12 protein-coding genes are annotated in these 14001 nt (G+C 68.4%); 9 read left to right on the forward strand and 3 right to left on the reverse strand.

What is annotated here, in order from left to right:
- Positions 1–115: 115 nt before the first annotated feature.
- The 3 genes from V9K99_RS41845 to V9K99_RS41855 are packed head-to-tail and all read right to left on the reverse strand — an operon-like array spanning position 116 to position 3967.
- Positions 116–1507, reverse strand: a complete 1392-nt coding sequence (locus tag V9K99_RS41845; protein WP_337007736.1) for a sensor histidine kinase — start codon at positions 1505–1507, stop codon at positions 116–118.
- The gene (locus V9K99_RS41850) at positions 1507–3156 is read right to left on the reverse strand and encodes an FAD-dependent oxidoreductase (protein ID WP_337007737.1); all 1650 of its coding nucleotides are present in this window, start codon (positions 3154–3156) and stop codon (positions 1507–1509) included. Before V9K99_RS41850 ends, V9K99_RS41845 begins: the two co-directional genes overlap by 1 nt.
- A 52-nt stretch (positions 3157–3208) precedes the next feature.
- On the reverse strand, positions 3209–3967 hold the full coding sequence (locus tag V9K99_RS41855) for a FadR/GntR family transcriptional regulator (protein ID WP_337007738.1): 759 nt from the start codon (positions 3965–3967) through the stop codon (positions 3209–3211).
- A 194-nt stretch (positions 3968–4161) separates the two neighbouring features.
- On the opposite strand from V9K99_RS41855, the gene V9K99_RS41860 reads away from it, so the two are divergent.
- The 9 genes from V9K99_RS41860 to V9K99_RS41900 all read left to right on the forward strand — a co-directional run bounded on the left by V9K99_RS41860 (position 4162) and on the right by V9K99_RS41900 (position 13996).
- Positions 4162–5694, forward strand: a complete 1533-nt coding sequence (locus V9K99_RS41860) for an ABC transporter substrate-binding protein (protein WP_337007739.1) — start codon at positions 4162–4164, stop codon at positions 5692–5694.
- A 10-nt stretch (positions 5695–5704) separates the two neighbouring features.
- Positions 5705–6655, forward strand: coding sequence for an ABC transporter permease (locus V9K99_RS41865; protein WP_337007740.1), 951 nt, complete (start codon positions 5705–5707; stop codon positions 6653–6655).
- Positions 6652–7470 (forward strand): ABC transporter permease, encoded by an 819-nt coding sequence (locus V9K99_RS41870; protein WP_337007741.1) that lies wholly within the window; start codon positions 6652–6654, stop codon positions 7468–7470. The genes V9K99_RS41865 and V9K99_RS41870 overlap by 4 nt, the downstream gene beginning before the upstream one ends.
- A gap of 75 nt (positions 7471–7545) precedes the next feature.
- Positions 7546–8505: an ABC transporter ATP-binding protein gene (locus V9K99_RS41875; protein ID WP_337007742.1), complete on the forward strand. Its 960-nt coding sequence runs from the start codon at positions 7546–7548 to the stop codon at positions 8503–8505.
- Positions 8498–9355, forward strand: coding sequence for an ATP-binding cassette domain-containing protein (locus V9K99_RS41880; RefSeq protein WP_337007743.1), 858 nt, complete (start codon positions 8498–8500; stop codon positions 9353–9355). The genes V9K99_RS41875 and V9K99_RS41880 overlap by 8 nt, the downstream gene beginning before the upstream one ends.
- Positions 9352–10785: an aldehyde dehydrogenase family protein gene (locus V9K99_RS41885; RefSeq protein ID WP_337007744.1), complete on the forward strand. Its 1434-nt coding sequence runs from the start codon at positions 9352–9354 to the stop codon at positions 10783–10785. The genes V9K99_RS41880 and V9K99_RS41885 overlap by 4 nt, the downstream gene beginning before the upstream one ends.
- Before the next feature lie 10 nt (positions 10786–10795).
- Positions 10796–11569 (forward strand): SDR family NAD(P)-dependent oxidoreductase, encoded by a 774-nt coding sequence (locus tag V9K99_RS41890; RefSeq protein WP_337007745.1) that lies wholly within the window; start codon positions 10796–10798, stop codon positions 11567–11569.
- 89 nt (positions 11570–11658) lie between these two features.
- Positions 11659–13026, forward strand: coding sequence for an amidase (locus V9K99_RS41895; protein WP_337007746.1), 1368 nt, complete (start codon positions 11659–11661; stop codon positions 13024–13026).
- A gap of 85 nt (positions 13027–13111) precedes the next feature.
- Positions 13112–13996: a hypothetical protein gene (locus tag V9K99_RS41900; RefSeq protein ID WP_337007747.1), complete on the forward strand. Its 885-nt coding sequence runs from the start codon at positions 13112–13114 to the stop codon at positions 13994–13996.
- The last annotated feature ends 5 nt before the right edge of the window (positions 13997–14001 follow it).

The raw sequence follows: 14001 nt of genomic DNA on the forward strand, positions 1-14001 counted from the left end.
TCAGGTCCCAGCACACCGCAAGGTGTCTCAACCCCCCTCCACGACCCAACGCGACCACTCGGGCGAGTGCTTGCGGTTCAGGTACGCCGTCCTGAGCGGGGTGATGTGGTTTGGGTCAGCCAGGCGTGATCGGTTGGTGCGGTAGTCGCACCGACAGGGTGGTCTCGCCTGGGTGGGACGTGATCGTGATGCTGCCGCCGTGGTGTTCGGCGACGATCCGCTGGGCGATGTCGAGACCCAGGCCAGTGCCTTTGCCGACGTCCTTCGTCGTGTAGAAGGGCTCGAAGGCACGGGCCACGACCTGCGGCGGCATCCCCGGTCCGGTGTCGGTGAACTCGACCACGATCCGGTCGCCGTCGGTGCGAGTGGTGATCCGCAGCGTCCCGGCGCCTTCCATCGCGTCGACCGCGTTGTCGATCAGGTTCGTCCACACCTGGTTCAGTTCGCCGGCGTACGCGTCGATCCTCGGGACGTCGGCGCCGTACGAGCGGATCACCTCGATCCCGTCGCGGAGTTTGTGGCCGAGCATCACCAGCGTGCTCTCGATGCCCTCGGTGACGTCGATCGTCTGGATCGAGCCGCGGTCCATCTGCGAGTACGACCGGACCGCCGCGACCAGCTCGGTGATCCGCCGGGTCGATTCCTTCACCTCGCCGAGCAGCGTGTCCACCGCGAGCGTGCTCGCGACCCACTCGAGCCCGGGCTCCAGCGAGTCGCCCAGCAACTCGGCAGCGCGTTCACACCACTCGGGGGAGGCGCCGGCGGCGGCCAGCGGCGGCGCGATCAGCCAGTCCTGGCCGACGTCGTGCTGATCCAGCCATTCCGAGATGGTGTTCTCGGCGTCGGCCAGGTCGACGGGGTCCGGCGCCGCCGTACCCGCACCAAGCTCCACTCGCAACGAGTCGAGTGCGCTGAACTGAGCGGCGGTGATCTCGCCCTCCGCGAGCCGGCGCAGTGCGGACAGCAAGGAGTTGCACGCGGTGTCGAGGGCGCTGACCGAGCGGGAAGCCGCGGCAGCTGGGTTGTTGATCTCGTGCGCCAACCCGGCCGCCAGCGTGCCGAGCGTGATCAGCGCGTCTCGTTGCCGCGCGGTCGACTCGATCGCGCGAGCGGTCCCGTAGACGCCCTTGATGAGGTGTCCGCCGAGCGGGAACCAGGCGTCGACCCGTTCCCGCAGTACGTCGGCCGGCACCCGCAGTACCCGCCCTTCGGCGATCCCGCGTCCGGTCGCAAGGTAGACGCCGTGCTCGTCCCACGCCCGGAAGCCGCCGGCCCACCGCCCCGGCACGTCGATCTTGCCCATCACGGTGTCCTCGCGCCCGATCTGGCGGTGCAGCGCGATGGCGCCGTCGACGAGCACCCACCAGAAGTCGGCCGGCTCGCCTTCGTGGAAAAGGGTGGCCCCCGGTTCGATCGGGACCTCGGTGCCGCTGTCGATCAACTCGCCCAGCTGCTCGTCGGTCAGTCCGGCGAAGAGGGCGATCCCGCGCAGGTCGTCGACGTTCATCAGACAGTCGCAAGGTAGCGGTGGACGAGGTAGACCGACATGCCGCCCTCACCGACGGCGGAGGCGACCCGTTTCATCGAGTCGAGCCGCACATCGCCCGCGGCGAACACGCCCGGCAGGCTGGTCTCCAGCGCGTACGGCGGCCGCGGCAGGGTCCAGCGATTCATCGCGACCAGCTCCGGACCGGTGACGACGAAGCCCTTCTCGTCACGGACCAGGGCATCGCCCAGCCAGTCGGTCCGCGGCGACGCACCGACGAACACGAACAACCAGCTCGCCTGCACCTCCTCGACCCGGCCGGAGTTCCGCTCGACGAGCGTCAGCGATTCGAGATGGCCGTCGCCGCCACAACCGGTGACCTCCGTTCGGCAGCGCACCTCGATGTTCGGGGCGGCGGAGATCTTGTCGATCAGGTACGTCGACATCGAGGTCGTCAACGTCTCGCCGCGGACCAGGAGGACGACCCGCTTGGCGTAGCGGGCCAGATTCAGCGCCGCTTGACCAGCCGAGTTCGCGGCGCCCACGATGTACACCTCGTCGCCCTGGCACTGGCTCGCCTCGCTGGCCGTGGCGCCGTAGTACACGCCGCGTCCGGTGAGCTCGCCGAGGCCATTGACGTCCAGGCTCCGGTACGAGACGCCGGTCGCGATGATCACCGCGCGGGCCTCGATCTCCCCGGAGCCCTCCAGGAGTACGGCGTGCACCGGGCCGCGCGTCTCGAGACCGACGACTCCGCGAGCCAACACCATCTCAGCGCCGAAGCGCGAGGCCTGGGCCACTGCCCGGGCAGCGAGGTCTGAGCCGGTCAGCCCGCGAGGGAAGCCGAGGTAGTTCTCGATCGCCGCGCTCAACCCCGCCTGCCCGCCGGGCGCCTCCCGCTCGACGATGACCGTGCTCAACCCTTCGGACGCCGCGTAGACGCCGGCGGCCAGCCCGGCCGGTCCACCTCCGACGATGCAGACGTCGTACAGCGGCTGCTCGGCGCGGGTACGCAGGCCGAGCGCGGAGGCGAGGTCGATCGTGGACGGTGAGCGGAGGGTGTCGCCCTCGGGGATGAGGACCAGCGGCAGGTCGTTGTCCGCGGCATCGGCGAGGTCGCGCAGCCGTTGACCCTCCGCGTCGCGCTCGACGTCGTACCAGCGATAGGGCACGTGGTTGCGGGCCAGGAACGTCTTGATGTCGTGCGCGCGGTCGGACCAGCGGTTCCCGACCACGCGGACGTCGGTGGTGTGCTCGGGGTTGGCCTGCTGCCAGTCGCCGAGCAGGTCGTCGATCACCGGGAACAGCTGGTCTTCCGGTGGATCCCAGGGCTTCAGCAGGTAGTAGTCCAAGCCGATGTCGTTGATCGCCTTGATCGCGACGTCGGTGTCGGCGTACGCGGTGAGCAACAGGTACTTCGCCGTCGGTGCCTGTTCCCGGGCGCGTTCGAGCAGTTCGATGCCGGTCATCCCCGGCATCCGCTGGTCGGTGGCGATCAGCGCGATCGGCTGGTTACGCAACGCGAGTTTGGTCAGCGCGGCCAACGCCTGGGTGCCCGACGTCGCCTTGACGACCAGGTAGTCGTCGCCGTACCGCCGGCGCAGGTCACGGGAGATGGCCGCCGACACCATGGGATCGTCGTCGACGGTGAGAATCGCAGGTTTGCTCACGCGGTGCCCCCCACAGCAGTGAACCGATCCCGTCAGGATGCCACGAGAACCATTAGTCGTCGATGAGAGCGCGCAGTGCTTCGCGTTCCGGCTCGGGGACGTAGCCGGCGTAGTAGTCGTACATGTTCTGCCGGGCGATCCGGGCAGCCGCGTGACCGTCGCCGGCGCGGATCGCGTCGACCACCTCGGCGTGGTGCTGCAGCGACTCGAGCATCAGCTCCCGGCTGTTCTGGGCGTGCGCGACCCGGTCCGAGATCAGAGTCAGTACGACGCCGCGGACGACCTCGTTGCAGGTCTGGATCAGCGAGTTCCGGCTGACCTGCGCGATCATGTCGTGGAACGCCAGATCTGCCTCGCTGAAGGCCTCGAAGTCGACGTCGATGGCGGCCCGCATGGCCACCAGCGTCTCCTCCATCTCGGCCAGCTGTTCGGGCGTGCGGAGCCGGGAGGCGACCTGGATCGCGGCGCCGTCCATGATCATCCGGAAGCCGATCAGCTCGCCCAGCGTCAGCTCCTCCACCCGCGCCAGCCGGACCATCTGCTTGCGCAACGCCGACTGGGAGAACGGCAGGATCTCCGGCCCGTTCGGATCACCCGGACGCGACCGTACGACGCCATTGCTCTCCAGCACCCGCAGCGCCTCGCGCACCGTCGACCGGCTGACCTCGAACTGGGCGACCAGTTCGCGCTCACTCGGCAACCGCTGACCGGGAGCCAGCTCGCCCCGGGCGAGTGCCTCCTCGACCTGCTCGACGATGCGCTGGTAGGCGCGGACAGGCTGCACCGGCTGGAACCGCGGACTCTTTGTCACTCCGGAGCACCCCAATCGCTTGACAGACCCCTGCGTAGCGACCAACCTAGTGGCCCACTGACACTTAGTCCACTGGTCGGACCAGTCACAGCTGTACGGCGAAGTCGGCCGCACCGGCGTGGCCCCGGCCGGCGGACTCCGCAGAGATCGCCAGAATGCGGCGAGAAACAGCCGGCAGCACTGGAGGAGTTCGCGTGAAGTCTCCGTTCAACACACTGACGCTGCCCGCCCGGGCGGTCGCGTTCGTCGCCTCCGCGGCGCTGTTGGCCCTGACCGCCTGCTCGGCGGGTTCGGGGACGACGCCCGGTAGCTCGCCCGGTGGCGATCAGTCGCTGTCGATCGGCCTGGTCGCCGAGCCGGCCAGCCTCGACTTCACCACCACCGACGGTGCCGCGATCCCGCAGGCGCTGCTCGGCAACGTGTACGAGCGCCTGGTCCAGCAGGACGAGTCCGGGAAGATCGTGCCGGCACTGGCGAAGTCGTGGACCGTCTCGCCGGACCGCAAGACCTACACCTTCGACCTGGTCGACAACGCGAAGTTCACCAACGGCAAGGCGTTCACCGCGGCCGACGCGGTGTTCAGCATCAACCGGGTGAAGACGGCCTGGACGACCTCGCTGAAGGCGGCGATGGACGTCGTACAGGAAGCGAAGGCACTGTCGCCGACGCAGTTGCAGGTGACGCTGAGCAAGCCGAGCAACGGCTGGCTGTTCCGGATGACGACCCGGATCGGCGCGATGTTCTCCGAGACCGGGGTGAGCGCGCTGGCCACCGCCCCGGTCGGCACCGGGCCGTTCAAGTTCTCGAAGTGGAACCGCGGCGACTCGATCGTGCTGGAGCGCAACGCCGACTACTGGGGTACGAAGCCGTTCTTCAACCAGATCACGCTGAAGTACTTCAAGGACCCGACCGCGCTGAACAACGCGCTGCTCACCGGCACGATCAACGTGATCGGCACGGTCCAGGCCCCGGAGGCGTTGAGCCAGTTCTCCAGCAACGACAAGTACCAGGTGATCGAGGGAACGACGAACGGCGAGGTGCTGCTGTCGTTCAACAACTCCGAGCCGATCTTCAAGGACATCCGGACCCGGCAGGCGATTCGGATGGCGATCGACCACAAGGCCCTGATGGACACCTGCTGGGCCGGTCGCGGCAAGCTGATCGGCAGCATGGTCCCGCCGACCGACCCGTGGTACGAGGATCTGACCGGGGTCGCGCCGTTCGACCTGGCCAAGGCGAAGTCGATGCTGCAGGCATCGGGTGCCGCGGGCAAGACGCTGCGGCTGCGGTTGCCCACGCTGCCGTACGCGATCTCCTGCGGCCAGGTGGTGAAGAGCCAGTTGGAGCAGGCCGGGCTGAAGGTCGCGATCGACCAGCAGGAGTTCCCGGCGCAGTGGCTGACCAACGTGCTGAAGAACGCCGACTACGACATGTCGATCATCGCGCACGTCGAGCCGCGTGACCTGGGCACGGTGTTCGGCAACCCGAAGTACTACACCCGCTACAACGACCCGACGCTGCAGGGCTATCTCGCCGCCGCGGATGCCGGTGACGAGGCCGCGCAGGTCGACAACATGAAGAAGGCGGCGCAGCGGCTCTCCGAGCAGGCCGCCGGCGACTGGCTCTTCCTGCTGCCGAACCTGATTGTCGCGGACAAGAACCTGACGGGCCTGCCGGAGAACGCGATCACCGAGAACTTCGACCTGACCCAGCTCGCTCGTTCCTGAGGACCGCCTGATGATCCTCCGCCTGATCGAACGCACCGCGGTCCTGCTGGTCAGCCTCGGCGTCAGTTCGGTGCTGGTCTTCGGGTTCCTGGCCTGGCTGCCGGGCGATCCGGCCCGGGTCGCCCTCGGTGTCAACGCATCCGACGAGGCAGTCGCGGAGCTGAACCGGCAGTTCGGTCTCGACCGGCCGCTGCCGACCCAGTACTTCGACTGGCTCGGCGGAATGCTCCGCGGCGACTTCGGGACGTCGTACGTGTCGAAGGCCGAGATCGGGCCGCAGGTATTCGACCGGCTCCAGGTGACGCTGTGGCTGGTCGTGGCCGGCATGATCATCGCCCTGGTGGTCGCCGCGCCGGCCGGCACGGTGATGGCCGCGCGGCACCGCAAGGTCTCCGGGCTGGCACTGTCCGCGGTCTCCCAGCTGGGCGTCGCCGTACCGGCGTTCCTCGCGGGCATTCTGCTGATCATGGTGTTCGCGGTGAAGCTCGGCTGGCTGCCTGCGAACGGCTGGACCCCACCGGCGCAGGACCCGGGGATGTTCGTGAAGCAACTGCTCCTGCCCGCGTTGTCACTCGGCCTGGTGCAAGGCGCTGTACTGACTCGCTATGTGCGGAGTGCGGTGCTCGAAGTACTGCGGGAGGACTACTTGCGTACGGCGCGCGCGAAAGGGCTCAGGCCGTTCCCGGCACTGTGGCGACACGGAGTCCGTAACGCGGCCGTGCCAGTGGTGACTGTGCTCGGTCTCCAGCTCGCGACCTTGCTGATCGGCGCGGTCGTCGTCGAACGCGTCTTCGTCATCCCCGGCCTCGGCAGCCTCCTGCTGGACGGTGTGTCGAACCGCGATCTGCTCCTCGTTCAGGACGTGGTGATGGTGCTGGTGATGGCCGTACTCCTGGTCAACTTCCTGGTCGATCTCCTGTACGTCGCTCTGGATCCCCGACTCCGGGTGGGATCGCGATGAGGCGGCTGAATCCGAGTCTGATCGCGGGCGGCGTGATCGTCGGGCTGATCGTGGTGATGGCGCTCGTCTCGTTCGTCTGGACGCCGTACGACGCCACCTTCGTCGACCCCGCGGTCCGGTTGGCCAAGCCGTCGTGGGAGCACTGGTTCGGGACCGACAAGTTCGGCCGGGACGTGTTCAGCCAGATCATGGTCGGGTCGCGGACCACGTTGTTCGTCGGCGTGGTCGCGGTCGGCGTAGCGGCGGTGATCGGCGTACCGCTGGGGATCCTGGCCGCGATGGCACGGCGGTGGCCGAGTGAGGTCATCATGCGGTCGAACGACCTGCTGCTGGCGTTCCCGGCGTTGTTGCTGGCGATCATGTTCGGTGCGGTGTTCGGGGCCAGCACGCTGACGGCGATGATCGCGATCGGCGTCGCGTCGGTGCCGAACTTCGCGCGGGTGATCCGGAGTGGGGCGTTGCAGGTGATGCGGACCGAGTACGTGCTGGCGGCCCGGGCAGCCGGGAGGCAGCCGTTCCCGATCGCGCTGAGGCATGTGCTTCCGAACGTGACGAGTCTGATCACCGTGCAGGCGTCGGTGTCGTTCGCGATCGCGGTGCTGGCCGAGGCGGCGCTGTCGTTCCTCGGCTACGGGACGCCGCCGCCGACGCCTTCGTGGGGGCGAATGCTGCAGGAGAGTCAGGAGTTCTTGTTCAGTGCGCCACGATTGGCGATCTTCCCGGGGGTGGCGATCGCGATCGCCGTACTTGGGTTCAATCTGCTCGGTGACGGGCTCCGCGACCGGTTCGACCCGAAGCTGGAGGACCGTCGATGAACGAGCGAAGCGAGTTCATAATCAAGCACAGTGTGCTCGTGCCTCATCCGCGCCCGGAGCGAAGCGAGGACGTGGATGAGTAACGACGTACTGAGTGTTCGCGGTCTGACCGTGACGGTGCGGGACAAGACGTTGGTCTCGGACGTCGATCTCACGGTCGGGCCGGGGGAGCGGGTCGGGCTGATCGGTGAGTCCGGGTCGGGGAAGTCGCTGACCGCACTGAGTGTGCTCGGTCTGCTGCCCGAGGACGTGATCGCGGGCGGGTCCGTTCGGCTGACCGGAGTCGATCACGAGCTGATCGGCGCGGACGAACGACGGATGTCGCGGGTCCGGGGCCGGCACCTGTCGATGGTGTTCCAGGAGCCGATGACCGCGCTGAACCCGACGATGCGGATCGGCGATCAGATCGCGGAAGCCATGCTCATCCACCGGACGAAGCCCGGTCGCGGTGCCGCCCGAGCGGCCGCGGTCGAGCTGCTCGAGCGGGTTCAGTTGCCGACCGAGACGACGCGCGCGTACCCGCATCAGCTGTCTGGTGGCCAACGGCAACGAGTCGTCCTGGCCCTTGCCCTCGCCAACGATCCAGCCCTGCTGATCTGCGACGAACCGACCACCGCCCTCGACGTCACCGTGCAGGCACTCGTCCTGGACCTCATCGTCAAGGGCGTGGTCGCCCGCGAGGCCGCCCTCCTGTTCATCACGCACGACCTCGCCGTCGTCGCGACCGTCTGCGAGCGCGTTCTCGTGATGTACGGCGGCCGCGTCGTCGAATCCGGTCCGGTTGGCGAGGTGTTCACGCGCCCCCGTCATCGCTACACCGAAGGACTACTCGCGGCCTCCGATCTCGAGACGACCGAGCGGCGACTGACCACGATCCCGGGCAACGTGCCGGCCGCCGGTCAGTTCCCGTCCGGCTGCGTGTTCCGGACTCGGTGTCGCCACGCCACCGACGTCTGCGCCACCACGCCCGACTGGACCGGGTCCGAGGCGACGGGCTTCGCCTGCCACCACCCTGCGGAGGTCGCTCATGCCTGAGCACGAACCAGACGTGGCGCCGGCGATCCAGTTGATCGATGTCGTGCGCAACTACACCCGACCGCGTACGTCGTTGCTCCGAGCAGCTCCCGTGGTCCACGCGCTGCGCGGGGTGAACCTCGAGGTCAAGCCGGGCGAACGCTTCGGCATCGTCGGCGAATCCGGCTGCGGCAAGTCCACCCTGCTCCGGATCATCGCCGCTCTCGATCACGCCACCTCCGGTCATGTCATTGTCGAGGGCACCGACGTCACCCGCCTGCCGGAACGTCGGCTGCGATTCCTTCGGGAGAACCTCCAACTGGTCTTCCAGGACCCGATGAGCTCGCTCGACCCGCGCATGCGGGTCCGCGACATCATCGCCGAACCCCTCGTCGTACAAGGGCATCCCGCCTCCGGGGAGCGCGTTCGTGAACTGCTCGAAGCGGTCGGCCTGTCCGCCGACGCGGGCGACCGGTACCCGCACCAGTTCTCCGGCGGTCAACGGCAGCGCATCTCGATCGCCCGCGCTCTCGCCCCGCGGCCGCGCATCCTGGTCGCGGACGAGCCGGTCAGCGCGCTCGACGTCTCGGTCCGCGCGCAGGTGCTCAACCTGATCTCGGATCTCGTCGACGAGCTGAACCTGACGCTGGTGTTCGTCTCCCACGACTTGTCCGTCGTCAAGCACGTCTGCGACCGCGTGGCCGTGATGAACGCCGGCCAGATCGTCGAGACCGGCTTCACCGGCGACGTGTACGCCGCACCACAGCACCCGTACACCCAGCGCCTCGTCTCCGCCATCCCCACTCTCCACAGAGCGTTGTCCGGAGCAACCACCACCGACCTCCTCGCTGCGAAGGGAGCACCCGGATGAAGTACCCGGCCGGCCTACCGATCGGAGAGACCTGGGTCGACGCACCGTCCACCGAACCAGTGATCTTCCCGTACGACGGTTCGACGGTGACCGAGGCGCCGGTGGGGGACGTCGAGTTGGCCCGCCAGGCGCTCGACCACGCCCTCGCCGTCCGCGATGCGGTCGGCCGACTTCCGTCGTACGTACGCCGGAAGGCCTTGCAGAGCGTGCATGCGACGATCGCTGCCGAGCGCGACGCCTTCGTCGATCTGCTCGTGCTGGAGACCGGGAAGCCACTGGTGGACTGCCGGGTCGAGGTCGACCGCACGCTGCTCACGCTGGAGACCTCGGCCGAAGAGGTCGCCCGGCTGCACGGTGAGACCGTGCCGCTGGATCTGCTGCCGAGTGGCGACGGGCTGGTCGGGTTCTGGGTGCGGAAGCCGATCGGCATCGTGGTCGGCATCACTGGGTTCAACTATCCGTTGCTGTTGGCATCGCACAAGATCGCGCCGGCCATCGCGGCCGGGTGCCCGGTGATCGTGAAGCCGGCGCCGCAGACTCCGCTCGCGACGCTCTGGCTGGTCCACTTGATGCGGGAGGCGTTGGTCGAGGCCGGCGCTCCGGCGGCCGCCGTACAACTGGTGACCGGGGGACCGGACGTCGGCGCGACGCTCACCACTGACCGACGGATCGGCGCGGTCTCGTTCACCGGTTCGGCCGCGGTCGGTCACCAGATCGCTCGTGATGCGGCGCCGACGAAGGTCCTGCTCGAGCTGGGTTCGAACTCGGCGCTGGTGGTCGCCGCGGACGCCGACCTCGATGCGGCGGCCGATGCGATCATCCGCGGCGGCTACTACGCCTCTGGTCAGGCATGTATTTCGGTCCAGCGAGTTGTCGCCGTCGAGTCGATCCATGCCGCCTTGCTGGACAAGTTGAACGAGCGGCTTCCCGGTGTGGTGGTGGGCGATCCGCGCTCGGCCGACACCCGGGTGTCGGCGCTGATCGATCCGAAGTCGACCGCTCGGGTCCGCTCGTGGGTGGATGCATCCGTCGCGTCAGGCGCTAAGTTGACCTACGCGACGGACGGTGAGCTGCTTGGCCCGACCGTGTTGACGGATGTGGCGTCCGGCCAGCTGGCGTGGGACGAGGAGATCTTCGGGCCGGTGATCGCGATCCGGTCGGTGCCGGATCTCGAGACCGCGTTCGCCACGGTCAACGCCTCCCGGTACGGGCTGCACGCGAGTGTGTTCACGTCCTCGCTCGACACCGCCTTCACCGCGATCGACCAGCTCGACGTGGGCGGGGTGGTGATCAACGAGGTGCCGGGTTTCCGGTCCGACGTGATGCCGTACGGCGGGGTCAAGGACTCCGGGATCGGCCGCGAGGGACCGCGGTTCGCGATCGAGGAACTGACCACGACCCGGATGGCGATCATCCGCCCGAGGCCCTGAGGTGACTGCAGTGACGACGGACTACGCCAAGCTCTTCCGCTTGGACGGCAAGCACGTTCTGGTGATCGGCGCCGGCAGCGGCATCGGTCGCGAGAGCGCCCTCGCGCTGGCTGCTCACGGTGCTCGTGTCACCTGCGCCGACCGGGATCTCGCCGCGGCCGCCGAGACGGCTGGTTCCGGTGACGACCTTACGTCGTACCAGCTCGACGTACTGGACGACGAGGCGATCATCCGGGCCGCGGACGAGCTCGCGCCGGTCGACGTACTCGTGTTCACCGCGGCGACCAACGTGCGGAAGCGGATCCTCGACTACACCGGTGAGGAGTTCGACCGGGTGGTGGCGCTCAACCTGCGGGCGTCGTTCCAGCTGATCCGTGCCTTCGGCAAGCAGATGGCCGAGCGGGGGAGCGGCAGCATCATCGGGTTCAGCTCCATCCGCGGTACGACGGTGGAGCCCGGCCAATCGGTGTACGCGGCAACCAAGGCCGGCTTGGTCCAGCTGCTCCGGACCGCCGCCGCCGAACTCGGGCCGAACGGCGTACGCGTCAATGCGGTCGCACCCGGCGTCGTCGAGACCCCGCTCACCGCCCAAATCAAGGCGAACAAGGCCTGGTACGACGCTTATGCGCAAAAGGGAGCGCTTGGTCGCTGGGCCCGCCCGGACGAGCTCGCCGGCGCGGTCGTCTACCTCGCCTCGGACGCCGCCAGCTTCGTCACCGGAGCCGTGATCGCGGTCGACGGCGGCTGGACCGCGGTCGACGGCCGCTTCAATCCACCCAACTAGGGAGCCTGCATGAACGAGCGGAGCGAGTTCATCATCGAACACAGCGTCATTCGTGCCTCATGCGCGCCCGGAGCGAAGCGAGGACGTGCATGAGCTACGCCGACCTGACCGCGACCGACCTGTTGTCGAAGTACCGCGACGGGACGCTGTCACCCGTCGAGGTGATCGAGGACGTGCTCGCCAGGGTCGAGGAGCTCGAGCCGAAGATCTGTGCGACGTACGCGCTCGATCCGTCCGGCGCCCGTGAGGCCGCGCGCTCGGCTGAACGCCGGTGGCTTGACGGCACGGCTGGTGCGCTGGACGGCGTGCCGGTAACGGTCAAGGAGAACATCGCGACCCGGGGCACTCCGGTGCCGCAGGGGACTGCTGCGACGGAGCTGATTCCGGCGGCTGAGGACGCGCCGGCTGCGGCCCGGCTGCGGGAGGCCGGTGCGGTGATCTTCTCCAAGACGACCATGCCGGAGTACGGAATGCTGTCGTCCGGCGTGTCGACGTTCCACCATCTGACGCGCAACCCTTGGGATCTCTCGAAGACGGCCGGCGGGTCGAGTGCGGGCGCCGCGGCGGCCGCGGCAGCCGGGTACGGGCCGTTGCACATCGGCACCGATATCGGCGGCTCGATCCGGCTGCCGGCGGGCTGGTGTGGCGTCGTCGGCATCAAACCCACCCACGGGCGAGTGGCGGTCGGGAACCCGTACCCGGGTCGTGCGATCGGTCCACTCGCTCGTACGGCGGCCGACGCGGCGCTGGCGTTGTCGGTGATGACCGGCTACGATCCGCGCGACCACACATCGCTGCCGGCTGTGGGGGACACGTACAACGCGGACGTCCGGGTTGAAGGTCTCCGCGTGGCACTCCTGCTGGACGCAGGCCTCGGCCTCCCGGTGGATCCCGAGGTCGCCGCGGCCGTCTCGTCGGCGGCCGCCGTACTCGAGAAGGGCGGTGCGAGCGTCGAACCGATCGCGCCGATCATCACCCGGGAGATGCTCGACGGGCTGGACCGTTTCTGGCGGATCCGGTCCGCCGCGGACATCGCCGCGTTGCCTGAGGACCGGCGGGCGAAGGTGCTGCCCGAGATCCGGTCGTGGGTGTCGACGGCAGGCGATCTGTCCGGGTTCGAGGTGTTCCACGGGTACAGCCAGATGGGTGCGATGGCGGCGGCGGTCACTGCGGTTTTCCGGTCGTACGACGTGATCCTGTCGCCGGTGGCACCGATCACGGCGTTCCCGGCGGAGCTGGCGTACCCGACCGACGATCCGTCGAAGCCGTTCGAGCACATCGCGTTCACGGTCCCGTACAACATGTCCGCGCATCCGGCGACGACGGTGAACGTCGGCTGGTCGGCGTCGGGACTTCCGATCGGGGCGCAGCTCGCCGTACCGCATCACCAGGACCTGACCGCCCTCGCACTGGCCGCATACCTCGACACCGAGCGCCGCTCCTGGCCGACCACCTGATCTTCGGAAGATAGGTGTCACCTGGCGGCACTTTTCTTCCGGAAAGAGCGGTCCGGTTGTAGCTTGAGGGTCGGGGTGCTGAGCGATGGCGGACGGTTTTGACGAGGAGTCGGCCCACGCGGTGCGGCGCGGGCTGGTTTCGCACTGCTACCGGATGCTCGGCTCCATCACCGAGGCCCAGCAGGTCGCCGCGCAGACCGACGACCTGGTCACCGCTACCTCGGCGTGCCTGGCCAGGGCGGCCTCGCGCCCGCTTCCCACCGACCTGGCGGCCCCGAGCAACGATCCCGAGGGTGAACTCGACCAGAGCCCCGAAGTCCTCTGGCTCGAACCGATCCCCGACGATCTCGCCGACGACCGGCCCCTGGGCCTCGACTACATCGCCGCTCTCCAGCGACTATCCGCCCCCGACCGCGCCGCCCTGATCCTGCACGACCTCGAAGGCTGGTCCCCGCACCGGATCACCGACCTGGTCGGCCCGGTCGACCTCGCCCGGCTCCACCTCGCCCCGCAGCCCCATCCGCTGCCCGATCCGGTCCTCCTGGCCGGCTACCGCGCTGCTTTCGAGCAGTACGACGTACCGACGATCACCGGGTTCTTCACCGACGACGCGATCTGGGAGATGCCGCCGTTCACCTCATGGTTCCGCGGCGCCCGCAACATCGGCCGGCTCATCTCCACCCACTGCCCGGCCAAGGAGGCCGGCGACCAGGTCCTGGTCCCGATCAAGGCCAACGGCCAACCCGGCTTCGCCGTCTACATGCGCGACCCGGCCGACAACATCCACCGCGCCTTCCAGCTCCAGGTCCTCACCCTCACCGCCACCGGCATCATCCACGCCGTGGCTTTCTTCGACCTGACCCTGTTCGAAACCTTCAACCTCCCCGACCTGCTCACCACCCTCCCCAAGTCCCCGTACGAAGCCCAGCCCAGCTTGCACATCGGCCGCGCGGACAAGCACCACGGGTGAGGATC

The sequence above is a fragment of the Kribbella sp. CCNWLW201 genome (assembly GCF_037203805.1).
GTDB lineage: Bacteria > Actinomycetota > Actinomycetes > Propionibacteriales > Kribbellaceae > Kribbella.